Source organism: Flavihumibacter rivuli (genome assembly GCF_018595685.2).
Taxonomy (GTDB): Bacteria; Bacteroidota; Bacteroidia; order Chitinophagales; family Chitinophagaceae; genus Flavihumibacter; species Flavihumibacter rivuli.
The window spans coordinates 3,432,115-3,457,651 of the sequence record NZ_CP092334.1 but is presented as its reverse complement, the minus strand read 5'-3'; the positions used below and the strand labels follow the sequence as shown (position 1 = coordinate 3,457,651).

Genomic DNA, 25,537 nt, shown 5'->3' with positions numbered 1-25,537 from the left:
CATTCCTACACCTCAAATCTTTTCCAAATGGGACAACAACAACCTCATCATAGCAGGCGCTCCTTCCTCAAGTCTTCCTTACTATCCAGTGGCGGACTCATGATCAGTTTCAGCTGGCTGGCTGAATTCAGCATGGCTGAGCGCATCAGTGCCACAGACATTCCCTCCCAATGGAGTCAACTGAATGGCTATATCAAGATTCGCCCTGACAACAAGATCATTATCCTGGCACCCAACCCGGAGTTTGGACAGAACGTAAAGACCTCACTCCCCATGATGATCGCAGAGGAATTGGATGCAGACTGGAATTCCGTGATCGTAGAGCAGGCTCCGTTTGACACCTCGATCTATACCCGTCAGATGGCAGGGGGCAGCCAATCGGTGCGCGCTGCCTGGAAGCCTTTGAGAACGGCAGGCGCTGCTGCGCGGCAAATGCTAAGGGAAGCTGCCGCCCAGACCTGGAATGTACCGATAGGAGAGGTTACCACCAGGTCAGGGGTATTGTACCATGAACCTTCAGGCAAGTCAGCCACTTATGGCGAATTTGCTTCCCGTGCGGCCGGAATCGCACTACCCAAGGATATACCATTAAAGGAGACCAATAAGTTTACCGTCATCCGTCAGTCGAAGAAGAATGTGGACGGCCAAAGCATCGTTACCGGCAAACCCATGTTCGGATTGGATTTTGTGAAAGAGGGAATGCTGATCGCCATGATCGAGCATCCGCCAGCCTTCGGCATGAAACTCAAATCCTTTGATGCCACGGAAACCCTGAAGATGCCGGGCATCAGGGATGTATTCACCATCAAGGTATTCGAAGAGGGATTTGAAAGGGAGATCTTTGACACGCGCACCTTCAATGAACAATTGGTAGTGGTAGGCAACACCACCTGGGAAGTGATGAATGCCCGTAAAAAACTAAAAGTGCAATGGGAACCTATCAGTGAATCCAAAGAAACCGTCAGCATATTTGGCAACAAGCGGGAAGAAACCATTCCGGCCGGTTTGGAAAGTACGGCCCAACACTATAAACTGATGCAGGAATGGTCCGCCAAGCCTGCCAAACAACTCCGGAAAGACGGGGACCCGGAAGCAGCTTTCCGCAATGCCGCACAGGTCATTGAAAGGACCTATACCGGTCCATTCCTCGCACATAACTCCATGGAGCCCATCAACTGCTTTGCAGAGGTAACGGATGACCAGGCATTGATCGTAGCACCATTGCAGGCACCAGAGTTTGCGGAAAAGACCCTGGCGAGAAGGCTTAACCTACCGGTGGAAAAGATCGAGATCCAGATGACAAGGATGGGTGGCGGATTTGGTCGCAGGGCATATGGACATTATATCATAGAAGCAGCCCTTATCTCCAGGAAGGCAAAAGCACCCATCAAGCTGGTGTATAGCAGGGAGGACGACATGACCTACGGCATCTATCGCCCCATGTATACGGCCACTTACCGGGCAGCATTGGATGCCAACAAGAACCTCATCGCTTTTCATGTTAAAGGCGGCGGCATCCCGGAACATCCGATCGCAGCGAATCGTTTCCCGGCAGGTGCAGTGGATAACTACCTGGCGGAGGGTTGGGAGATCCCCTCAAATATCACCATCGGTGCATTCAGGGCTCCCCGCTCTAATTTCAACGCAGCGGCAGAACAATCCTTCCTGGATGAACTGGCCGAGGTCATGGGCAAGGACCCTATTGACTTCCGCCTTGAATTACTCGCCAGGGCGAAGACTAACCCTGTAGGGAAAAACAACGATTATGATGCCGACAGGTATGCAGGCGTACTGAAACTGGTTAGGGAAAAATCAGGTTGGGGACAGGCCCAGAATAAAAAATACAGCCGTGGTGTAGCAGCCTATTTCTGCCACAATTCCTATGCTGCCCATGTGGTGGACATTGTTACCAGGGATGGACAACCTTATGTAGAACGGGTGTTCAGTGCCGTTGATTGCGGTATCGTCGTTAACCCTGATGCAGCGGCCAATATGGTACAGGGCGCAGTGGTTGACGGCATTGGCAATGCGTTCTATGGGGCACTTACCCATAAGGACGGAGCGGCCGAGCAGAATAATTTCAACCGCTATCGGATGATCCGGAACCGCGAGGCCCCTAAAATGATCGATGTACATTTTGTACAGAACGACATTGAACCAACCGGACTTGGTGAACCCCCCTTCCCGCCGGTATTTGGTGCGGTAGCGAGTGCTTTGTACAAACACACGGGCAAGAGGGTGTATAACCAGCCTTATTTAAATGAACTCAATAAGAAGAAGGCGTTTTAAGTGACGCTTCAAAAGAGCCCATACAAATAGGGTTATAAAGAACAGATGCCCGACCATCACCAGGTCGGGCATTGTTTTCATTCAAAAAAATCCTTCAGCAGATCAGTTAAAGACATGGTGGCGATCCGGTATTCCACTTGCTCCTGTAAAGCCATACCCTCTTCCTGCAATTCCCGGGTAAATTGCTCCTCTTCACCATAAACCGGTATATCGATCAGGTTCTGCCCGAAAGCCTTGGAGATATAGTTCCTGAACTCCGAAAAGTCCAGTTCACAGGCCTTAATGATCAGGTTGGCTAATAAAGTGTCATTAAAATCCCCTGTTTCGGTTGCCAGGTAGAACTGCTTATTGATGGACTCATGGAAGGCCTTTACCACTGTCTCTTTTTGAGTGGAATCCAAAACCGCGATCAACCATAATGCCATAACGAATTGAACAGGGATCCAATGGTCGTCGTAATCGAAAAGCATTTCATGAACAAGCCTGGCTGGCTCCTGATGCGACAGTTTATACGTCACAACAAAGAGATGGCTAAGCAAAAAATCCCCTGTCCAATATTTGATGGTATCCTCATCATATTTCAGGAACCGCAGCCAATTGGTCCAGCCTTCCTGGTCGCCTATTTCGGCAAGCAATACAAAACCTACCAGGATCAGGTCCCAATCCCGGTTGGTACCGGCGGCAAAAAAGGAAGTTTCATCCAGGGCATCCACCACGATCCTGTTCAAGTCAGCCCCCAATGTAGTCTTTGGCAATTTCGCCAATGCAGCCAGGGCGGGGGCATCATCAGCAGAAAGCTCTCTATAAAGGATCGAAAGCTCAGGATGGTGCAAGTCTGGCAAGGGCGGATAACCAATGATCACCCTTTCAATACTCAGTAGGCAATGATCCAGGACCGGCGAAGGATCATCTTCGTCGTAATAGGAATCCATTATCCGAAGCACATTCTCTGCCAGGTAACCCAGGTCCATTTTATGAAGCAGGGGCATCAGGCGGTGAGCCCGCCGGATCGCCTTATCTGTTTCTTCATTCAGCAAATGCCACTCTATTCCCAATACTTCATAATCGAAATACTCCGTGATCAGCACCTTCTTCCTTTCAGGGAACTGCTGTTCATAAGGCAGGGATAAATCCATGAATGCCTCCATGGCATCATAATCCTCCTCCCGCAGAAGGATCCGAAGGTGAACCAATCTGGTTTCTACAGAAAGGGGAAAATCCTTGAGGGCTTTGCCATTCAACTCCTTTCCTTCCTTGCCCTTATTCCTTTGGCTGTATACATATGACAGGAGGTTCACCGGCTGCGGGTAGGACGGGAATTTCTTTACCAGTTCCTTCAATTGATGGGTGATGGGAACCCCCATTGAGATGCTTTGCCAAAGTTCATCCATCTGGTCCTTTAACTCCGGTACCGGGATATATGGATCATCCGTATCCAGGATATCTTCCTTAAGCGATATAGGTTTCGCAGTAGTTTTATCGTTCTCCATATGGCAAATCTACCCCAGAATAGCACGCGCAAAAAGGGAAAAAGAAGAAGAAAGGCTTTCTTCCCCTGTATAGATGCATTAAAACTTATTGAACCCCTTCATCTGGGTAAACAACAGGTCCTTCTTCCTCCTGCTGACTTCTACTTCCTCATTATTGGACATGACCAGTGTACCTCCGTCACCACGGATGTATTCTTTAATATGCATGAGGTTAACCAGGAATGATTTGTGCACCCTGACAAAACCCGCGTCCGTTAGCAGGGCTTCATAATCCTGTATTGGCCGCGCTGAACAGATCATGGGAAGGCCGGCAAAATGAATATTGGTATAACTTCCCGATGCCTCACAATAGATAATATCATGGATCTCTACCACCTGGAAACCTTTAAGTGAGGGAATACATAATTTCTGCAGCCTGTTGCCGGGAGGTATGGTGATATGCTGGATGAGATCAGCTACATTTTTCTGTACACTGCTCTTTTCAATTCTTCTTGCCGCGCGCCTTACTGCATGCACCAGCAGGTCTTCATCAATTGGCTTCACCAGGTAATCAACAGCACTGTAATGGAATGCCTTCAACGTGTGCTGACTATGGGCAGTGACGAAGATGATCTCGAAATCGAACTGGTCCAGTTCTTCCAGGAGTTCAAAGCTATTTTTACCTGGCAATGATATATCCAAAAATACCAGCTGCGGGTCCAGCAATTCTATCTTCTCCCTGGCATCCGTGGCATTATCGCATTCCGCTATCACCCTTACCTCAGGGCAATACTCTTCCAGCAATTGTTTAAGGGTGAACAATCCGCTGGGCTCATCATCAACAAGAATGGCTTTGATCATATAACAGGTTTAACCGGATAATTCCAATACTGCAACAGTGCCGGACCCTTGCTGTACTGAAAGCTCTGATTTATCAGCTATCCTTAAGGAACAATTCATCCGATACTTTTCATTGAGCACCCTCAATCTTTCCCTGATATTGGCAATGCCGACCGAAGAATGCAAGGACTGCCGGTTTTCCTTTTCCTGCAGCGACTTTGCAATGCCCACCCCATTATCTTCCACTTCACAAACAATGGCCCCCTTTCTCTTGAAGAACCGCACCATCAACCGGCGGTCATTTGATTTGCTTCGAAGTCCATGCCATATGGCATTCTCTACCAATGGCTGCACCAGCATGGGTGCAATGGAAGTATGGTCAGGATCAAGATCACTGGCCAGCTCTATCTTGTATTGAAAATCATCAAACCGCAGCTTCTCCAGCTGCAGGTACTGCTCGAGGTGGTCAACACATTCCCGGATAGTGATAAATGGTTGGCGGGATTGCTCCAGGCTGATCCTGACCAGGTTGGCGAATTTGCTCAGGTAGCGGCTGGCATTGCGCTTGTCATCCTTCCAGATCATTTCCTTGATACTGTTCAGGGCATTGAAAATAAAGTGGGGGTTCATCTGGGTATGCAATCCCTTGATCTCAATTTCTGCCATTTGATGTTTCAATATGGCATCCTGGCGAACCTTGGCGATCCTTCGCTGGTAGAGCAGCGTAACTAGTGCCATAAAGACAAGGCAGGCAACACCCCTGAATAAATTGGTCTCCCAAAATGCCGGCTGGATCACCACCCTCATGGACTTGACCTTTTCACTCCATTTGCCATCACTATTGGCCGCCCTTACTTCAAGGGTATAATCCCCAGGTGGTAAAGAAGTAAAAATGGCCTCCGGGTTCCTGGAAGGAACAGACCAGGTATCATTCAACCCCCTCAGCCTGTAACTAAACCGCGTATTACTTTCATTGGAATAGTTGGTTGCGGCAAACTGGAACCGGAGGAAATTTTGCCGATAGGTCAATTCAAGCTCAGGAATATAATTGGGATGTTTTTTCGTTTGAGCATTGCTGTTATTGATAGAGATAGCCGTAATAACAGGTGTTGGACTAAAATCTGTAGCCATTATGGAAGCCGGGTCAAATGCCGTGATCCCGTCCATCCCGCCGAAATACAACCTGCCATTCTTATCTGCAAGGGTAGAGCCGGGATTGAACTCTACATAACCCAACCCGTTACCTGTATTGTACTCGCCTATCACTTTAAAATGCCGGTCGAGTTTATATAGGCCATAATTGGTACTCACCCAAAAATTCCCCTGCCTGTCTTTCTGTACCGAATGGCAAACATTTGACCGTTCCTTTGGCCTGATTAATACCTGGCGGATTACCCGATCGTTCTTATCATCATAAACGACCAATCCATTATTGGTAGCCAGTACAAGATAACCACTGTATCGAATAAAATGTTTCACCCCCTTTGCAAGGACATTAACCTTACTGATGGCTTCTATCCCTTGTGACAGGTAATGATATCTTGCAAGTCCTACACTTTCATTACACAACCAAACTATTCCATCTTCTTCTTCCAACATATAGGTGGCTCTCTTAAAGCCTGCCAATCCTTCCCGAATCGTCTTACTGCTGATTGACCTTGTTCGATTTTCCCATTCCAGTGACTGCAGGGAGAAAACCTGTAACCCATCATCAGTACCCAACAACAGGCTATCACTATGGCGCAATTTCAAGATGCCATACATCTTATTCAGGCGATGATATTTATTCTTCTCAGGAAAGTATGTGATCTTATTTGTCCTTCGGTCCAGCTGCATCAATCCTCCGCAGGTTGCCGCCCAGATGAGGCCAGGCTCATCTTCTGTAATGCTGTAAATAACATTATTGGCTTTTTGAACTACAGCAGATGCCGGGTAGGAAGTAAAATAATTATCCCTGTCGTCCCATTTGAAGAGCCCCTTACCCTGTGTACCCACTAACTTGACACCATCCCTGCACTGGTACATACAATACACTCCATTATCCGTGAGCGATGCGTTCCTGGAACTCGCCCCATTAATGGTGAGGAACTGGTATCGAAGGGGATTATACTTGATGATGCCGCCACTTGCCCCGATCCATACAATACCCTGCTTATCCGTAAAAACACATGCACCAAAATTTGATATGGGCGACCTTGGGTCATATTGATCCTGGAATGCCTGTTGTACTCTTCCTGTAGGGGCATGATACCGGATGATACCACTTCCCCTCGTCATGATCCAGAGTTCCCCTTGCTTCCCGGTAGCAAAAGATTCAATCCCGCCAAATACCAGGTCAGATGGACGAACAATTTCCCGGCCGTCATGGTCCCATTCAACAAGGTAACAACCACTTGAAATAGCGCCAACCCATAGTTTATTGTCATAAGAAGCAATGGCGCGTATCTGTGGGAATGGATAATCCTTAAAGCGCTGTTCTATCCTGAACGAATCCTTCCCCGGTATCAATTCATACACTCCCTGTTGCGTGGCAACCATTACCCTTCCGTTATGGATGGTCAGGTCAGTTATCTGGTTAGAGGGAGCATTATCCACAAAATACCTGCGGATCTCGGCCCTGTCAGTATTCAGGTAGACCAGGCCATGGCTGTTGGTCAGCACCCACCACTCATGGGGAGCAAAGGAAAGTATCTTGAATACATTGGCGCTATCCAGCAATGCGGCAAAGGGAAAGAAATCCGAGAACCTGGCCAGGCTATCACCGGATGGCCTGTACAGACAGAGACCACGTGTAGTCCCGATCCATAGAAGGTCATTGGCATGGTCAAAATTCAAAGCGAGAATGGCATTGGAAGGCAATTTCCGGCCCGCTTCATTTTGTTGCAGGTAAACTTTGAAACTGTGTCCGTCATACCTGTTCAATCCATCCAGCGTAGCGAACCACATGAAACCATCACGGTCTTGAGTAACCGAAATACAATTGTGCTGGGACAGGCCGTTCCGGGAATTGTAATTCTCGAAAAGGAGCGGTTGGGCAAATGACCTAACAAACCCAAAAGCCAGCAAGAGCGCGGCTATGATAAGAGGCCTGTACAACATGACAAGAGCAGATAAGGTTGCACTTAAAGTTAACATAATTCCAAGGAATCTTCCCTACCCGTTCATAAGACCAAAGGCGCCGTTCCTAAGATGGCTTCCATGCGGGCTACAAGGCCAACTAATTTTATTCCCCTAAAACCTTATTTATGAAACGTATTCACTTCTGGACAATATTGGCCATCAGTTTCATCGCCTTTCAATGCGAGCGCTCCATCGAAACAGAACCAATGACTGCCCAACTTCAGAAGGGCCACCTGGAGCAGACAAAAACCTTCTCCTCCACCGTGGCAAGCAGCTGGATGAATTTAGAGGTAGAACTCATGAAAGCTGCTCCAACCGCGGTGGGAAATGCAGCCTTCAGCCGTCATTTTGCCTATGCAGGGGTAGCCTTATACGAATCGGTTGTGCCCGGCATGCCGGCCTATCGATCCTTACAAGGACAATTGAATGGGCTGGAAAACCTGCCCACTACAAAACCAGGTTTCGCCTACCATTGGGGAGCCAGTGCCAATGCATCATTGGCGGCGATCATGCGGAGGTTCTTTGCATACCTCCCCTCTGATAAGCTCGCATTGATTGGCGCCCTTGAAGACCAATGGTCAGAAGAATTTGCCAAGGAAACAGAAGCAGCAACCATCGAACGCTCAGAAAAATTTGGTAAGGAAGTAGCAGAAAAAATTATTAGCTGGTCTGAGAAGGATGGCTATGACCAGGTGAATACTCCCATCATTGCACCTGAAGACAGGGTTGGTCCGGGCTATTGGACACCGCCCGCTACCCCATCTGTACAAAGCTTACCCAACTGGGGTGGCATAAGAAGGATGGTTAGCAGCAGTGGTGAAGGAGCCGAACTGTTGCCACCGCCATATTATAGTACTATGCCTGGTTCAGACTTTTACAATATGGTGAAGGAAGTTTATGACCTTTCCCCAGCAATCGGTTCCCCTGAAAGGGCAATGGCTTTCTATTGGAGGGATGTGCCGGGAACAACTACCCCAGGTCATTATATCAGCATCCTGAAACAAGTGGTGGAACAGGATAAAGTAGACCTCGGCCGCGCCGCCCTGGCCTTTGCCATGGCCGGTATCATGGTATTTGATGCCAGCATCAGCACCTGGCAATCCAAATATGACTATTGGCTGCTGAGACCTATCACTTATATACAGCAGGTGCTGGGATACACCACCTGGACCCCGACACTGGGCACACCGCCGCACCCTGAATACCCATCAGCGCATTCTTCCCTGTCAGCAGCGAATGCAGAAGCACTCACAGTAGTTTTCGGGGACAATCATCCCTTTACTGACCACACTTTCGACTATCTCTACAATTCAGCTGTAGACCCGCTTCTTTTCAAATCCCGGACCTATCCCAATTTCAGGGCCATTGCTAAAGAAGCAGGATTATCAAGGCTCTATGCCGGTATCCATTACCGCAATTCAATTGAGCAGGGATTGAAACAGGGAAAGGTGGTTGCAGAAAACATTCTCCGGACCATCAAATTCAAAAAATAAGTTTACCCCCTTGACCTATGGCCGTCCTGATCCCTTTGGCGATGGGCGGCCATTTTGTTTTTGGTTCATTCAATACAACGGCTCTTTATTTAAAACAGCTTTATTACCCGGGAATTTTTCATAAAAATTGCCAATTCCAGAAATCTTAAATCAGTTCAATGTCCAGGGAATAACGATTACCCAATTTTGCACCATCAAAAAATACTGGACATGGAACTTATCACCTACAAGACCAACATCAGGAATGAAGCAGCGGTTTGCAAAGTAGCCCCTATACTGAACAGTATGATTGGTCCGGGCAACTGGGAAATGGACCTAAAAGAGGAATCTGCTTATTTGACTATTTTCTCACCCGGTCAAATCAACAGGTCAATAGTAAGCGAAGCGATAAGGATCGCAGGCATCAGGGCCATCAGGGTTGAAAATATCCTAGCCATGAATTAATCGGAATTGGGTAGGCACTACTTCCAATCAAACTTATGGCAACCATGGATACTCCTGCCCAATCATAGGGAGACCTGTTCCTACCCTATAGACCCTCCTCCTATTACCAGCCCGATCCCTGCAGGCACCGCGGAAAGCCGGGTCGGGGAAGGACTGTCACATTACCATGTGTCCAAGTAAACAGGTAAATGCATAATGGCAATACAACCGGCCCAAACAATATTTTTTTTACCTTGTTACCGGATCATAGTAGTACCAATCCGCTCAAATGGGCAAACACAAAGAGATTGCCATATTAATGGCCGACCTGACAGGCTATACTGCAATGACTGAAGTTCATGGAGCAGAATCTGCCATGCAAATTGTCGGCAAATACCTGGAATTAGCCCAGCTATCCATGGCCGGCACCAGTCGCTTATTGGAACGCGTAGGCGACCAGCTGGTAATCATTGCGGAAAACCCTGATGATCTTGCCAATACTGCCCTCAACCTGGTCGATAAATGCACCAGGGAACCTGAATTCCTAATGATCCATGCCGGGCTCCATTTTGGGGAGGTGCTGGAAAACAATGGAAGTTTTTTCGGCTCTGCCATGAATATTACCGCAAGGATCGCTGCCCATGCCGGGAGGGGGAAGATACTCTGCTCAAAAGACTTCATAAACAATATCGCTAGTCCCGGGAACTATTGTTTCGAATCACCCAGGGAGATCACCCTGAAGAACATCATGCAACCCATCATGGTGGCGGAATTGGTCAGTCCAAACCCAGCACTGTCGGAATGGATGCACATCGACCCCGTATGCCACATGCAGGTTCAATCCAACACTCCCCACCGGTATGCGCTCGATCAGAAAATTTTCCATTTCTGCTCCGATCAGTGCAGGGAAATATTTATCCGCAACAGCTACTAAGCAACAGGCCAAGGCTCCTTTGCACAAGTAAGGTTTAGGTTTTACAATTCTTAATATAGTTCAATTATTAGCCTGTTCAGGTAAGATAATTTTGTAATGCACGAAATAAAAACCTTATTCAAATCTTACCAAAATCATTGATCAGTGAACAAGGCAACAACAAACAATCAAAGCAGGTATATTCGCCAGTACCACTATTTTTCGGGGATCATCCTCGCCCTATTTATTGGCCAGCATCTTTTTAACCATCTCCTGGTCTGGATATCAGAAGACACCCATATAGCCTTTATGGATGCGGCAAGGAAAGTATACCGCCAACCTGTTGTGGAATTCATCCTCTTAGCTGTTGTACTCACCCAGGCCATCTCAGGGATCATTATGGCCGTTAACAAAAGGAAATTCATGGCCACAGGATTTGATCGTATGCATGTGTACTCTGGCCTCTACCTTGCCTATTTCATGATCGTGCATGTAGCGGCTGTATTATTCGGAAGACTTACCTTGCACCTGGACACCAACCTGTACTTTGGCGCTGGTGTAATGGCAAGCTACCCTGCCATGCTGGTCTATATACCCTATTACGGCCTGGCCATCCTTTCTTTCTTTATACATATTGCCTGCATCCATCGGTTGAAAATGGCTGCATACACAACGGAATCCAACGCAAAAAGGCAGGCCGACATGATTATAGTAGCAGGTATGGTAATGACCCTGCTGATCATTGTAAAAATGGCCCTGATCCAAATGCCTGAAGGTTTTCATAAATAGCATTACCCAAGACCCTATCGATACCCAACAAATCCCTGCCCTTCATTACCAGACTGCATAGATCATCATCAATTCCTTTACCATTGAGGCAAATTCTGTAAATTTAAAAAGGGTTATGGAGAATATTTTTGATCAGATCATCCAACACATTTCCATTCATGTTCCGCTAACGGAATCGGAGCAGCAGGTCATTATTGGTTATCTTACCACCAGGCGCATCAAGAAAAGGCAATTCCTGGTTTCCGAAGGGGAACATTGCCGCACAGAACATTTCATTGCAAAAGGATGCCTTCGTTCCTACTATGTCGATGAGAAAGGAAAAGAATACCTTTTGCGGTTTGCAACCGAGAACTATTGGATCACCGATCTCAACAGCTTTACCAATAATGTCCCATCCACCCAATTCATTGAAGCCCTGGAGGACAGCGAAGTGATCTGTATTACCCGGCAGGCGCTTGATTGCTTATTGATCGATCTCCCCAAACTCCATAAATACTTCATGCTGATCTACCGGAATGCCATCATCAATAATTACGACAGGATCCAGCAAAACTTTTCCTTACCTGCCCTGGAGCGTTACAGGAATTTCCAGAAAAAGTATCCCCAACTGGAGCAACGGGTACCCAGGTATATGATCGCTTCTTATTTGGGCATAACACCAGAATTCCTCAGCAAACTGAGTGCGCAAAAATGATCCCCTTTCTTGCTTCTTCCTTAAACTTGTTCAAGCCAAAATCTTAACCTGTTCCATTTTCCACGACATTCTTCCATTGCAATTTTACATCGTCAAACAAATTGATTGCAATCTGAGATTTGAAGACGATTTAAAACAATAAAACAAAATGTGATGGAACAGAAATCAATTTTCCAGAAAGTAGCGGACCCCGTTACGCCTGAGAACAGTATACTCTTATTGATCGACCACCAATCCGGCTTGATGGGTGGTGTTGGAACAACCGATCCCCATTTGCTGCGCGACAACCTGGTTGGCGCAGTAAAAGCCGCGAAGATATTAGGTGTACCAGTGATCCTTACAGAAGTCACGCCCAACCTCTGGGGACCTTTCATTCCAGATGTGACCAGTATTGATCCGGATATCAAAGTGATCAGCAGGACCATTATCAATGCCTGGGATGACCCACAGGTAAGGACTGCCATCGAACAGACCGGACGCAAGAAAGTGCTGATCGGTGCCATTACCACCAATGTCTGCCTGGCTTTCCCCGCCGTTTCATTAACTGCAGCCGGCTATGAAGTGCATGCCCTGATGGACCTTTCCGGCACTTACAACGAACTGTTGGAAAAGTCTGCCCTGGAATACCTGAAACAGGGAGGCGTGGTGATCAGCTCCGCCTATACAGCGTTTTGCCAGATGATCTATGATAATGCAAGGCCTGTTGCGAATGAAGTATATGCAGCCCTTGACGGATCACCCTGGCGCTATACTTTCCAAGCCCTACTCAGTAAAAAATAGGATTTGCCATATACCAGGATCCGGAGGAGCAGTGGATCCATAAAAGCCGGGATAACCTCCCGGCTTTTCCATTTAAGCCCTGGCTCTACCGGGAATAATATTTTGCCTGTGGAATGGCGATTACCTGAATCACTTCATGCCAAGACCTGCCCGATGCTGTAATAGATCAAAAGGAGACTTATGCGTAATGCTATAGTGCCTTCAATTTTTCTTCCACCATTTCAGGCGACAACTGCTCGTGGACCAAGGCAGGGGAAGTGACCGCGATGGCACCACATACCGCGCCATATTGAAGGCATTTTTGTAAAGGATAATCCTGAAGGTAGGCAAAGAGGAATCCCGAAAAGAAGCTATCGCCTGCGCCGTTGCTGTCCACTATGTCCACATTAGGCAAAGCGGGTTGTTCCAGCCATTCCCCCTTTCTGGTGAGCAGGCTGGCACCTTGCTTGCCATGGGTACAAATGACCAGTTCCTTTCCCCTTTCGATCAACTGCTGCATGGTGGCTTTATAATCAGGCAGGTTATCGGAGCTCAGGTGGATGTATTGCGCCGCATCAATAAAATCCTGGTGGTAGGCATTGCTGCCATCATAATCATGGAGGTCGGTCCAAACAGGCTTATCCATTCCTTTTAGCAATGGGATAAGGTGCCGGCAATAAGCAATGATATTTAGAACGATCACGCTTGACCGCTCCAGCAATTGCCTTACAGCTGGTTCATTGAAAGCAATCCTTTCAGATGATTGGGTAATGAACATGGAGATCCTTCCGCCATGCTGGTCCATGATATTGATATGCCTTTCGGTTCCAGCAGGATCCAGATCAACAATCGTTTGTACGCCTTGTGCGGCCAGGTAATCCCGGATCTTTTCTCCCCATGCATCATCGCCAACAACCGAATAGAGCGTATTCTGCATCCCGAGCCTGGTCAGGGCCAGGGCCTTACCACTACCCGTTGATCCGGTGCCTTCATTGAAGCGGGCCTGGTGGATAGTATGAGGTTCTGGCCTGGGCAAATCAGGCAGGTAAACGATATGATCAAAGGTTGTTCCGCCAAGGATGGCGATATGATGTGCGTGCATAGCTATTTTTTCCGGGAGGTTTAATTCCAGGCGCAAAGATTAGCTATGCACGCTTGAATAACAATTCTTCCGGGTAAATTAACTAAACCCCAACACTGATCACTAAGGTTCCCGTGGTTAGATTCATGCCTGCACGGGATACCATTCCAGATCGGCGCCTAATTCATAGAAGCGATTGGTCAGGGGATCCTTCACCAGGAGCTTCACCCATTCATTTCCAAACAAGGTTTGCAAAATGGGATGTTTGGCTATGATCGCTCCCACTTGCTGCGTTGGCGCAACCACAACCGTGGTCAGGCGCAATGGTTGGTGATAGGCTTCCGCATCATTCTTGTAAACTGATTGCAAAGGCAATCCATGCATCAGGTCGCTGGCATTGCCCTGCATCACCCCGATCTTTCCCACTACGTTCATGGTCACTTTACTGCCGCTGCCGAAGGCCACATTATCCAAGGTAGAGAAGAGGTACTGCGCATTGATCCAGTGTCCAACTACCATCGGTGCAGTCAGGATGCCCGAAAGTATTGCCCCATCAGGATCCTGCTGCCAGTCGTAAGAATGCAGGAAGCAACGGCCATCGAGGTCTGCCTGCAGGGAGAGCGACCTTGGTGCCACAATAAAGGCCGCGTTGCGCGATAATCCCCATTCCGGCCGCACCTCTGCCCAGTCATTGGCCCTTGCTGTTACATGGCTTACGGCCAAATCCCTGTCAGTCTCCTTGCCGAGTTTAACCGATCTCCACAGGCTATTGACCTGCCTTGCTTTTTGCAGGTCGGCTTGCAACTGAACCAGCTTTTGCCGTAACCCTGCAGGAATGCCTGCCGCGAACAATTGCAATTCGTCCGTAGTGGTATTGTGCTGTCCGGCAAGAAAATGAGTGGTAGCAGGGATATCGATACCTTTTTCACGAAGTCCATCCCTGATGGCTTGCTGGTTCAGGATGGCCGCCAGGATCCGTGCGTTGGGCGCACCCTCATGACCCCCGCAGGCGCCACAATCCAGTGCGCTGGCAAAAGCATTGTTACGGGTGGTACTTCCATGCCCACACCATACCACCAATGGTGCGAAATCTTTTGTCAGCCCGATGGCCCTCAATGCATTCTCTCCATACACCAGTTGCTGGTCAAATGGGATGGATGCGATATTGGGAACAGGATGATGGTCAGCCTTGACAGATGGTTTCGATTGAATGTTCCTCGCGGCAAAAAAATTACGCCAGGCCATACTAGCACCCATGAACCAACCAAGGGTCTCCACCAGGGCAAAAGGTGTGGCGAAATTATGTTTGAGTGATTGGTACAGGCTCCTCCAGCGTTGCTTGCGTTGGTAGTTTACCCGCGCCTGCATCAAGGGTCCTGCGGGTCTTTCCAGGACGGTATGTGAAGGTTTCAGTAGTACCGGGCAGGACGCATGCAGGCTTCCGGAGAGGCCATTCCGGATGGCAATGGGAATGCCGAAGAAGCCTGCCATACCAAAAGTTTCATATTGCCCCTGTTGTTCTATCGCCCTGCGGAAAGGCTCGGAGCGGACATCAATACAAAAAACAAGTTGAGCATCCGGGATTTGCTTTCGGGCTTCGCCATTTTGTTGCAAGGCCGAACACAATCCCAGGCGAAAATCCTTTTCAGCACCTTCCAGCTGTTGGAGGTAACCATCTACTGTTGCATTGGCCAGGGCCTGCTCATGCCATTGCAGCAATTGCTTTGCATCGGGCCATAGCAGGCAGGTGAGCAGCAGGCGGACAGCAAGGTATTCAGTTGTTAATCCCTCGGGTTGCTGGGTAAACCCATCATTGCCTGCCCAGTTGGAGCGGTACTGGATATAGGCCGACCATCCCGGCAGGGTGCTCAGCAGCAGGGTAAGAAAGGATTTCTCCTTACCTGCCTCGACTCCTAATTCATCAAGACAATATTGGATCAGGGCAAGGGGCTCCTGCGGCAGGTCCTTCCACCAGTCCTTCTTTCCCCTTTTCGGTTGTAGTAAACTGTTATCATGGGGCAATAGCTGGATCATGGAGGGCAGCAATCCTTGCTTTTGCAGGGGCAGCCGCAAGGTAGATTGGCCTTCATCAAAATAAACCTGCAACCACTTGATGGTTTGCCTGTTCACCTCCATCATGGGCTCGGGCAGACCATCCTGCTGGAAATAAGCTTGCCCCAGTTTGAGCGCCTCTTCAAAAGGCAGGTCAACCAGCCCACCCAATGGATTGACCGCAACCAAATGTTTCAGGGGCCAGAAAGGTGCAATGGAAGCCCATGATTCCTTTACCTGGAAGGAGAGGCTTTCAAGGCTACTGATCGAAGGTTTATCCAGCGTGGTGATCATATGCTAATTTTCGGTTATACTGTTACGTGAGTAATGATGATTTATTTATAACTATACTGGTTGCGATGGGCCGTAACCGTTTGGGGGTGGGGCTGGCTCGCATTCAGCTGTTGAACATAGAGCTTGAGAATAAAAGCGGGAAGGGCTTTCCTGTTTAGGAGCCTCTGGCCATACAACAAGGCCATCCAGCAACTGAGGAAGATAATGATGGCGACTAGATGGAGGGGCTGGAGGGGCTGAGCCTGCATCATACCCAGGGGTTCCAGGGCCCATTCCACTGCGAGCACACTCAACCCGTAAAGGGCGCCGAGGGCCGCTGTTATCAGGGCAACCAGTAAGATTTTCCCAATGGTAGGGTTCATTAACAAGGGCATGGAAAGCTGGGTTCCCGCCATAAATGCCACGGCCACCAGCACCAGGGTGGAATCACTGAAAGATAAATGGCCATAGCCTACCATTGCAAAACACCAGGCACCCAGGGCTCCACTTAAAAGGGCCGGAAGGAGCAGTTTTAACGGTGGCGGATAACCGAGGTTAAGTCGTTTTTCCTTAGCCGCATCACCGGAAGCCAGGAAGAGGTAGGCTTTGAAGAGCCCATGCCAGCAAAGGTGGGCTACCGCGGCGGGGAACAAACCCAGGCCGCACTGCAGGAACATAAAGCCCATTTGTCCCATGGTGGAAGCAGCCAGCATCCGCTTGATATCCGACTGCATCAGTTTCCAAAGGGTTCCGAGGATGGCGGTCAGCAGGCCCAGCATAAAAATGATCATCAACCAGGATGGTTGCTGGAGGAATAAGGGTGCGAACCGGGCCAGCAGGAAACCACCTCCATTTACGAGGCCGGCATGCATGATGGCGGAAACCGGGGTGGGTGAGTTGAGGGAGCTGAGCAACCAGCGGTGGAAGGGCCAGATGGCCGACTGACTCATGGCTGCCATCAGGACAAAGGCAAGGCCAATGGAAGCAGCAGGTTGACCCTGCTCATTTTCCACGATGCCATGGAGGGTATACTCGCCGGTGAGGTTATAAAAGACCAGGAAAGCGATGGCCAGGAAGGCCGTTCCAATGCCCAGGCTCCTGAGGGCCAGGTTACCGGATGCCCTGGCTGCCGGCCAGCCTGGGTTATGGATCATGAGCCGGGACAATAAGAAATTGGCCAGTGCCCAGGCTGAAAGGAAAAGGAGGAAGTGATCCGCCATGACCAGCACAAAGAGGGCCAAAACCATCATTATCAACTTGAAAAAGAAGGTTTTACGATGGGAATCCCCCTGGAGGTACCGCCAGGAGAAGGCCGCAATATTGATGGCCACAAAACCGACCAGGCCCCACATCACCAGGGTCAGGCGGTCCACTGCTATCCACTCATTTGCTACCAGCCAGTCCAAAACATTCATAAGTTTTTCTATATTTTAACAGCAAAACTATTAGTATTACTAATATTAGTAAAACGATAAATTCTTATGTTTACTATTAGAAATACTAATTATGAGCTTTGATGTATTGACGTTGGAGTGTTTCCTGGCGGTTGCGGAGACAGGTGGATTTACCCGGGCCGCCGAAAAAGTGGGTCGCACCCAATCGGCCATCAGCCAGCAGATCGCTAAACTGGAGGGGCAGTTGGGCAAGACCCTGTTCATCAGGGGAAAGCAGTTTACGCTGACCCCGGAGGGAGAGATCCTCCTGGGCTATGCCCGGCAGATCGTGAAACTGCAGCATGAAGCCTTCGACCGGTTCCGCGAACCGGACCTCGAAGGCGAGGTGCGATTTGGCTTGCCGGAAGACTTTGCCAGTGTGTTCCTGTCGGAAGTGCTGACGGAGTTCTCGCGCCTGCATCCGCGCATCCTGCTCAATATAGAATGTGACCTTACCCTCAACCTGTTTGAGCGTTTCAAGAAAAAAGAGTTTGACCTGGTATTGGTGAAGATGAGCCGGCCGGAGGATTTCCCTAATGGTATGGATGTATGGTCGGAAGCCCTGGAATGGATAGGTGATGCCGCGTATTTTGAAAAGGAAGCAGACCAGGCGATCCCCCTGGTATTGTCGCCCCAGCCCTGTGTGTACCGTTCGCGTGCCATACAGTCTTTGGAACAGGCAAGGCGCAAATGGCGGATCGTCTTTTCCAGTCACAGTTTTGCCGGAACCATTGCCGCTGTGCAGGCAGGCATGGGCGTTACTGTGCTCCCCAGGAATATGGTTCCCGATAACCTGCCGATCATCCGCCATAAGAAAGGTATACCCAAACTGGATGACACCCATATCTCCCTGCTGAAACACGACGACCAGAACCCGGCTGTTAATTCATTTGAAAATTTCGTGGTAGAACGGTTGAGGCATTGATCACGTTATTGATGTGACTTTATACCCAATAACTAATCACCATCAGGGTCCCCTGCGGGAGACCCTGCTGAGGTGAAAGAATCATCGGAATTCTGGCCACAAAGACTCGAAGCCACGAAGGAACACAAAGACGACTTTCTTTTCACCCCAAATTGGTACGCTTCAAGAGTCCACGATGAATTTTCACCCTACTATTCATCAGGGTCCCCTGCGGGAGACCCTGCTGAGGTGAAAGAATCATCGGAATTCTGGCCACAAAGACTCGAAGCCACGAAGGAACACAAAGACGACTTTCTTTTCACCCCATATTGGTACGCTTCAAGAGTCCACGATGAATTTTCACCCTACTATTCATCAGGGTCCCCTGCGGGAGAACCTGCTGAGGTGAAAAAGGATGAAAAACTGAAGGTCCCGATGAAGATGATGAGGACTAATGAATTGCGTGAGATGATCAATGCTTTCGCTTCTCACCAAGGAGAAGGAAATACCTTACCTCAAGGCCCGTGAGTAAACGAAAACGGGATTCCATTTCTTTCAGGTCCCTGAACTGTAAGCGACTGGCAATCTCTTCGGGAGGGAAACAACCATACACCAGCCATTCCTTGGCAAGGTTTATCCTGTATTCCATATCCACCTGCTCAAGGGTCTTCAATTCCTCAACGATCAGCAAATGACTGATCATTTCATAGGACAAACCCAATCGCCCTTCTAAAAAACGCTTCAGTCCTCCTGCAGGTTGCCCATGACTGTTGTACCATTCTTCCAGCATTGAGGTAACGCGAAATAAGATGCCCGTTTCTTCAAGGCCATTTGGACCAACGGCTAGGGCTGCTGCTTTAGGATCTATAGTTGTAAGCATGAATACTGTTTTTACATTAGACTATTATGCGCCAACTGCCATTGACTCCCCGCTGTAATGGAGCATGTCAATAGGCAGACGTTCCAGGTTTCCTGTCTGCTTGAACTGGGATGGTGTCATGCCAGTCACTTTCCTGAACTGCGCAGACAAATGATGGATACTGCTGAAGCCGGTTCTATAAGAGATCTCACTAATGGTCAACTCATCGTAGGCGAGCAGTTCCTTTACCTTTTCAATGCGTTGCAGGATAAAGTAACGCTCCACAGACACCCCTTCTATGGAAGAGAACAGGTCGCTCACATAACTGAATTCATAATGGACCCTTGAGGCTACAAACGCAGACAACTTGTATTGCTGGTTGTCAATACCCAGCTCGAGGTATTCCGCCAATGCCTGTTTCACTTGCTCAACAATAGCCCTGGTCCGTCCTTCAATGATCTCCAACCCGACTTCCTGCAAGGCAGTTTGCAAGCGATGATGAGCTTCCCCGGGAATGCGGTCACGCAAGAGGATCTTTCCCAGCGATACATTAGCATAGTTGATACCTAATGTCCCGAGGATATCTTTTACGGTTATTACACAACGGTTACAGACCATATTCCTTACCAGGATCGTTTGAACAGCTTCCATTAGATTAGTTTGAAGGTTTTATAAAAGTCAACGCATGACAATAATTGGGCATCAGGACCAGCACCTGGTTATCACAGCATTTTCATAACGATATGCATAACTACAGCCAGCTTAACCAGCATAAGCAGCATCAGTATCCCCAGGAGCCTGAACTCAAAGGACACCAACTTCCAGCTGCCGTTGCTGCTAAAAAGCTTTTTACTAACTACTGTGTTTCTTGACCAATTCATGGTGGTGATCATTAATTGTTTCATGGAAAAAGGTTTTGATTGTTCAGGTACAAAGTAACCAAAGGGCCTGGCCAAAGGATTGAATATTCCGGCTACGGACTTGTATAAACCTGCTATTCTTGCCTGGAACAATAACGATCGTTCGTTCCGTTACTCCAGCGAATTAGTCACTTATGTCCTGCCACATAATAATAGTAATAGTGGTAGCTATAATCCCCGAATGATATAAAAACACCCCTCCATCGTATACAGGTGAGGGCCTGCACTGGTGCTAGCTTTGCATCATCAATTCAAAACAAAAACAAATCAAAATGGAAACAACAATCAAACAATGCCATTGCGCAAACAACAACTGTTCTTGTACCATCTGCCAGTGTGGCGATGCTTGTCCTGGTGCTGCCTGTACTTGTGGCTGCTCCTGCTGCGCATAATGTAAAAGGGAGAGGAAAGCCTCTCCCTTCCATTACCAAAATCCTTTCAAATCTTAAAAACACTTCCTTATGTCACTGTATACATTTTCCACCACTTCCAACCTTACCCTGCTGGATACACCAGGTGAGGTATACCTGGAAACCTGCCAGGATATAAAGATCCTCAGCAGCATCAGTGGATTGAGCCAGGAGAATATCCAACTGCGGATGGATACAGGGCATAAGGCATTCCTTGCCTATTATCAATACCAACCTGCTGCATTTGGCTGGATGGCAACCACCCAGGCGACTATCGGGGAACTCAACCATTCTTTCCGCTTGCCGCAAAGGGAGCGGTACCTCTGGAATTTCCGGACACTGGCCCCTTTCAGGGGAAAGGGCATCTATCCGGCCTTGCTGCAATATATCCTTTGGAGTGAGGCCCCGAAGGCCCATCGCTTCTGGATAGCCCATGCCCCGGAAAACAACGCTTCCCTCAGGGGAATTACCAAAGCAGGATTCCAGTTTGCCGGAACGCTTTACCGTAACAAAATGGGCAGGGTGGTCATTCGGGAAAATGAGGCCAACCTGCATCTCTTACCCTCGCTTTACCAGATGGGCATCTACCGATCCGCAGCGGATGCCGCTTCCTGCTGGCAATGCAGTAGCCCTTACGTGAAAAACAGAACGGGAGAATGCTGCTGTACAGAAAAGGGCCAGTCGTGTAATGGCGCTACTATCCTGCAGCCCGTAGTATAATCCACCACCTTTTTGATTCCCTGTATTGCGATGGCATCCATCGCGTGGAACCCCTTTGTCCTGAACAACCAATAACAGATTTCCACTAACCGCTAAAAATTATCTATAATGAAAAAAATAACGCTCCTCCTTTCATCTGCCTTAGCACTATCGGCTCTCGCCCAGGCCCAACAGATCAATGGCATCGTTACTGATGCCCAGGGCAAACCTGCCGAGAACGCTTCTGTTTCCTTACACCGCGCTAAAGACAGCAGTGTGCTCAAGATCGAACTCACAAAGTCTGGTGCCTTTAGTTTTACACCATCAGGCCCCGACAGTTTGTTCCTCTCCATCAGCTATGTGGGGCATGAGCCTGCTTATTCAAGGCCTTTCCGCTATGAAGGCAATACCATTTCCCTGCCGGGTTTCCGCCTGGATCCTGCACAAAAACAGATGGAAGGCGTAACCGTCACCGCAAAAAAGCAAATGGTAGAAGTAAGGCCAAACAAAACCATCCTCAATATCGAACAAAGTGCGACTGCCATCGGAAGCGATGCCCTGGAACTGTTCCGCAAATCACCGGGCATCACTGTTGACAAGGATGACCAGATCAGCCTTTATGGCAAGAATGGTGTACAGGTGATGATCGACAACAAGCCGACACCACTCAGCGCGCAACAACTCAGTGCCTACCTGAAGAGCATCCCGGCTGCACAAATTGAAGCCATCGAGATCATCCAAAACCCGCCATCCAGCCTGGAAGCTGCCGGTACCGGAGGCGTGATCAATATCCGGATGAAAAAGAACAAGAAAGCAGGATTCTCAGGAAGCGTATTCACCGGCTTGAGCGCCAGCAAGCATGGCAGGACGGAAAGCGGACTCTCCCTGTATTATAAAAAGGATCGCGTTAACCTCTACGGAAACTACAGTAACGCCAATGGCTATACGGAAAGCGACTTCCGTATCACGCGACTGCTGAAGGACAGTTTGTATGACCAACAAACTAAGGTGCTGGCCAAAAAGAACACCCACGCCTTCAACACCGGGCTGGACTATAACTTCAATAGCCGCCACAGCATCGGGTTCATGATGAACGGGAACTTCTCCGGACCCCGAAGTGAAACCTACAGCCTTACCCCCATATCGCACTGGCCATCCGGCAACACGGCTACCTTGCTGGCAGCAGGTAATTTCAATCGCCAGCGCAACACAACCATTAATTCCAACCTGAGCTATGCATTCCGGGATAGTGCCGGCAGGAGCCTGACCTTACAGGCGGATCATGGATATTACTCCATCGACCAGGACCAATGGCAGCCTAACCTCTTTTTCGATTCAGCAGGCAAGCAGCCGTTATATGCCAGGAACTATATCATCAACAGCCCGTCCGATATCAATATCTATGCTTTCAAGGCCGATTATAACACCAAACTTGGCAAAGGCCAACTGGGTTTTGGCGGCAAGGTTGGCTATGTTGTCACCAACAACACCTTTGACCAATTCGATGAACAGAACGGACGCCTGACGCAGGATTGGAAGCATAGCAACCGCTTCGGGTATAAGGAAAATGTCAATGCTGCCTACCTGAACTACAACCGACAGTATAAAACCCTGGCCATCCAGGCCGGCCTTCGCATGGAACAGACAGTAGTGAAAGGAATCCTGACCAGCTACGAACAGCATGGCCAGGGGATCAACGAGAAGGAAACAAGTTTCAAACGTGATTATATTGACCTGTTCCCCAATCTTTCCCTTACCTATAAGGCTATTGCAAACAACCAGTTCACCCTTTCTTATGCAAAGAGGATCGACAGGCCTGCTTACCAGAACCTCAATCCATTTGAATACCGTATAACCGAATACACTTACCATAAGGGAAGTACTGAATTGCGCCCGCAGTATAGCCAATCCATCAGCCTCACCCACACCTATAAGCAACGCATCAATACTACTTTGAGCTATACCCGTATCAAGGATGTTTTTGGTCAATTGGTGGACACCGCATCGGGCAATAAAGGCTTACTGGTGCACCGCAACCTGGCCAACCAGGATATGGTCAACCTGAATATCAGTGTTCCCTTCCAGTATAAGAACTACTCCCTGTTTGTGAATGCCAATAGCTATTATACACGCTATGAAGCCAATTTTGGCGAAGGAAGGCAGATCGATCTTGATGCCTGGGCAGTGAACCTCTTCGCCCAGAATAGCCTGAGGCTGAAGAAGGGATGGACCGTAGAATTGAGTGGGTTCTATTCCTCCCCTTCCATTTGGCAGGGCAGCCTGAAGACCAAATCCATCTGGAGCGTAGATGCCGGTATCCAGAAACCGGTGCTCAAGGGAAGGGGAACTTTGAAAGCCAGTGTAACCGATCTTTTCCATAGCCTGAAATGGGAGGCCAACAGCAATTTCTCCGGCCAGCAGGTTTGGGCCAAAGGGCAACAGGAAAGCAGGCAGTTCAAACTGAACTTCACCTATCGCATTGGCAAGGGCAATGTAAAACAGGGTCCTTCCCGGAAAACCGGGACAGAAGAAGAAAACCAAAGGGCGCAAGGCTCCGGCGGACTAGTGCATTAATATCCTATGCAGGTGAAGCCCCTAAGCATACAGGCCTGTCCTGTATGCTTTTTTATTGCCGGATGCTTACCTGGCAAGATCAGGTCAGCCATTCACAAAACAGGTCATCCTCATCACCTGTTTTAAAGCGGAGAAGTAGGAAGGGGTGCCGCCCGTCAGTTGGCTGAAGGTCCGGCTGAAATGGGCAGGGTCACTAAAGCCCGCTTCATAAGCTGCTTCCTTGGAAGACATGCCGTTGAGGATAAGACTAAAGGCAAATCCCAGGCGCTGGGATTGGATATAGGCACGCAAGGGAGTGCCCATCTGCTCCTTGAAGAGGTGAAGGAAGCGGTCTTCTGAGAGGTGTACAGATGCAGCCAACTCAGCCGCAGAGAAATTGCACGAAACCCGGCTATTGATCTGTTCCACGACCCTGGCGACCCTTTCATCCAAAGGCTTCCTGAACCAGGGATGGTCAAGGCAACCGTTAAACACTTGCTGGACACAATCTAAAAATTCTCCTTCGGTTTGGAATTGGCTTTCCCTGAGCGATAACAGTTTATCCAGGTGTGCATCAAATCGCCCGATATCCAGGTAGCAAACCGGAGAACCTTTTAGCACTTTTTCTTTCAATTCCTTGCCTTGCAAGAGCCCAGGCACCATGCTACAGATCACATGCCAGCCGTCCAGCTTACGCAGGCTATGGGGTATATTGGAATTGATCAATACCGCTTTTGTTTCCCGCCAGCCATCTTTTGGGGTCCACAACTCAAAGGGATGGTCCTCCAATGTCAAGGTAAGTTGGATGCCTATATGCCGGTGTTCCGCATATGCGCCGCCCCTGGCGACCATCAGCATATTAAATGGGTTTAGGTAAATGGAGGGGAACATGCAGCTATACCTTTAAATGCTAAGATAACTTTATCTGCAGGTTATTGAAGTATCGTATTAGATGAATATCGGCAATCGTACCGGGTTGGACACAGTCATGGCCTGGCAGGTGCCAATCTGGCTAAATTAACAATCTTGTCCTTACAGTCCACTTACGCCAGCCGTTGAATTAACACAAACCTGGCGGACCTGGATTTAGTCAGGCCTCATGTTGGCAGCATTTGTGATCTAAAGCAAAGATTTCACGCCCTGGACAACCGCAGCAACTAGTCCAAAAAATAATCCTATAAATAGAAGGAGCGCAGTACTCTTAGCCAAGAGTGTTGATCCAACATTTACATAATCATTATCATACTCAGTCAGCAACCGATTCTTCCGTTCCTTCGGAGACCGAATAACCAGAAAGAGGTAGATCCTACCTAGCGTCCCAAAAACAATATCATAAATCAATTGTTCCACATTGTTGTTTACTGGAAAATCGGTAATTCTTGTCTCCAAAAAAAAATGCATTCTTACAGAAAACAGATCCACAACTCAGGCATTATATTTTGCTAACTTAAGAATTCATTGCTATCTATCATACAGACATCCAATGCTAATTGATTTCCTGGATAACACCTAATTCCAAACGAATCCTCAATGGAGTAACTTACAATCTGACCCTTCACAAAAG

20 protein-coding genes are annotated in these 25,537 nt (G+C 48.5%); 10 read left to right on the top strand and 10 right to left on the bottom strand.

Features of this window, described 5'->3' with window-relative positions:
* The first annotated feature begins 27 nt into the window (after positions 1-27).
* Positions 28-2,289 (top strand): xanthine dehydrogenase family protein molybdopterin-binding subunit, encoded by a 2,262-nt coding sequence (locus KJS94_RS14690; RefSeq protein ID WP_214448238.1) that lies wholly within the window; start codon positions 28-30, stop codon positions 2,287-2,289.
* A gap of 77 nt (positions 2,290-2,366) precedes the next feature.
* Here the strand turns inward: KJS94_RS14690 and KJS94_RS14685 are convergent, their stop codons facing one another.
* From KJS94_RS14685 to KJS94_RS14675, 3 genes are all read right to left on the bottom strand, one after another.
* The gene (locus KJS94_RS14685; protein ID WP_214448237.1) at positions 2,367-3,779 is read right to left on the bottom strand and encodes a tetratricopeptide repeat protein; all 1,413 of its coding nucleotides are present in this window, start codon (positions 3,777-3,779) and stop codon (positions 2,367-2,369) included.
* Between the two features lie 78 nt (positions 3,780-3,857).
* Positions 3,858-4,619 (bottom strand): LytR/AlgR family response regulator transcription factor, encoded by a 762-nt coding sequence (locus tag KJS94_RS14680; RefSeq protein WP_214448236.1) that lies wholly within the window; start codon positions 4,617-4,619, stop codon positions 3,858-3,860.
* Positions 4,620-4,628: 9 nt separating this feature from the next.
* Positions 4,629-7,697, bottom strand: a complete 3,069-nt coding sequence (locus tag KJS94_RS14675; RefSeq protein WP_214448235.1) for a ligand-binding sensor domain-containing protein — start codon at positions 7,695-7,697, stop codon at positions 4,629-4,631.
* 146 nt (positions 7,698-7,843) lie between these two features.
* Between KJS94_RS14675 and KJS94_RS14670 the strand changes: the two genes are divergently transcribed.
* The 6 genes from KJS94_RS14670 (at position 7,844) to KJS94_RS14645 (ending at position 12,810) form a co-directional block, all read left to right on the top strand.
* Complete coding sequence (locus KJS94_RS14670) at positions 7,844-9,211, top strand: vanadium-dependent haloperoxidase (RefSeq protein WP_214448234.1); 1,368 nt, start codon at positions 7,844-7,846, stop codon at positions 9,209-9,211.
* Positions 9,212-9,421: 210 nt separating this feature from the next.
* Complete coding sequence (locus tag KJS94_RS14665; RefSeq protein WP_214448233.1) at positions 9,422-9,655, top strand: hypothetical protein; 234 nt, start codon at positions 9,422-9,424, stop codon at positions 9,653-9,655.
* Positions 9,656-9,923: 268 nt separating this feature from the next.
* On the top strand, positions 9,924-10,568 hold the full coding sequence (locus KJS94_RS14660) for a YHS domain-containing protein (protein ID WP_214448232.1): 645 nt from the start codon (positions 9,924-9,926) through the stop codon (positions 10,566-10,568).
* Between the two features lie 144 nt (positions 10,569-10,712).
* Positions 10,713-11,336, top strand: coding sequence for a succinate dehydrogenase/fumarate reductase transmembrane subunit (locus KJS94_RS14655; protein ID WP_214448231.1), 624 nt, complete (start codon positions 10,713-10,715; stop codon positions 11,334-11,336).
* A 115-nt stretch (positions 11,337-11,451) separates the two neighbouring features.
* On the top strand, positions 11,452-12,030 hold the full coding sequence (locus tag KJS94_RS14650; RefSeq protein ID WP_214448230.1) for a Crp/Fnr family transcriptional regulator: 579 nt from the start codon (positions 11,452-11,454) through the stop codon (positions 12,028-12,030).
* A 153-nt stretch (positions 12,031-12,183) separates the two neighbouring features.
* Positions 12,184-12,810, top strand: coding sequence for an isochorismatase family protein (locus KJS94_RS14645; protein ID WP_214448229.1), 627 nt, complete (start codon positions 12,184-12,186; stop codon positions 12,808-12,810).
* 190 nt (positions 12,811-13,000) lie between these two features.
* Here the strand turns inward: KJS94_RS14645 and KJS94_RS14640 are convergent, their stop codons facing one another.
* From KJS94_RS14640 to KJS94_RS14630, 3 genes are all read right to left on the bottom strand, one after another.
* The gene (locus KJS94_RS14640) at positions 13,001-13,891 is read right to left on the bottom strand and encodes a carbohydrate kinase family protein (RefSeq protein ID WP_214448228.1); all 891 of its coding nucleotides are present in this window, start codon (positions 13,889-13,891) and stop codon (positions 13,001-13,003) included.
* A gap of 123 nt (positions 13,892-14,014) precedes the next feature.
* Complete coding sequence (locus KJS94_RS14635) at positions 14,015-16,216, bottom strand: DUF2309 domain-containing protein (protein WP_214448227.1); 2,202 nt, start codon at positions 16,214-16,216, stop codon at positions 14,015-14,017.
* 41 nt (positions 16,217-16,257) lie between these two features.
* On the bottom strand, positions 16,258-17,610 hold the full coding sequence (locus KJS94_RS14630) for a proton-conducting transporter transmembrane domain-containing protein (RefSeq protein WP_214448226.1): 1,353 nt from the start codon (positions 17,608-17,610) through the stop codon (positions 16,258-16,260).
* Between the two features lie 91 nt (positions 17,611-17,701).
* Here KJS94_RS14630 and KJS94_RS14625 point away from each other — a divergent pair, with 91 nt between their 5' ends.
* Positions 17,702-18,553 (top strand): LysR substrate-binding domain-containing protein, encoded by an 852-nt coding sequence (locus tag KJS94_RS14625; protein ID WP_214448225.1) that lies wholly within the window; start codon positions 17,702-17,704, stop codon positions 18,551-18,553.
* Between the two features lie 451 nt (positions 18,554-19,004).
* Here the strand turns inward: KJS94_RS14625 and KJS94_RS14620 are convergent, their stop codons facing one another.
* From KJS94_RS14620 to KJS94_RS14610, 3 genes are all read right to left on the bottom strand, one after another.
* Positions 19,005-19,412, bottom strand: a complete 408-nt coding sequence (locus tag KJS94_RS14620; protein WP_214448224.1) for a hypothetical protein — start codon at positions 19,410-19,412, stop codon at positions 19,005-19,007.
* 24 nt (positions 19,413-19,436) lie between these two features.
* Positions 19,437-20,042 (bottom strand): helix-turn-helix domain-containing protein, encoded by a 606-nt coding sequence (locus KJS94_RS14615; RefSeq protein WP_214448223.1) that lies wholly within the window; start codon positions 20,040-20,042, stop codon positions 19,437-19,439.
* A 71-nt stretch (positions 20,043-20,113) separates the two neighbouring features.
* A complete protein-coding gene (locus KJS94_RS14610; protein ID WP_214448222.1) occupies positions 20,114-20,296 on the bottom strand; it encodes a hypothetical protein in 183 nt (60 codons plus the stop codon).
* Between the two features lie 476 nt (positions 20,297-20,772).
* On the opposite strand from KJS94_RS14610, the gene KJS94_RS14605 reads away from it, so the two are divergent.
* Together KJS94_RS14605 and KJS94_RS14600 are read left to right on the top strand one after the other, a co-directional pair.
* Positions 20,773-21,441, top strand: a complete 669-nt coding sequence (locus KJS94_RS14605) for a GNAT family N-acetyltransferase (RefSeq protein ID WP_214448221.1) — start codon at positions 20,773-20,775, stop codon at positions 21,439-21,441.
* 108 nt (positions 21,442-21,549) lie between these two features.
* Positions 21,550-23,994, top strand: coding sequence for an outer membrane beta-barrel family protein (locus KJS94_RS14600; protein WP_214448220.1), 2,445 nt, complete (start codon positions 21,550-21,552; stop codon positions 23,992-23,994).
* An 84-nt stretch (positions 23,995-24,078) separates the two neighbouring features.
* On the opposite strand, the gene KJS94_RS14595 is transcribed toward KJS94_RS14600, so the two are convergent.
* Positions 24,079-24,831, bottom strand: coding sequence for a helix-turn-helix domain-containing protein (locus tag KJS94_RS14595; protein ID WP_214448219.1), 753 nt, complete (start codon positions 24,829-24,831; stop codon positions 24,079-24,081).
* Between the last annotated feature and the right edge of the window lie 706 nt (positions 24,832-25,537).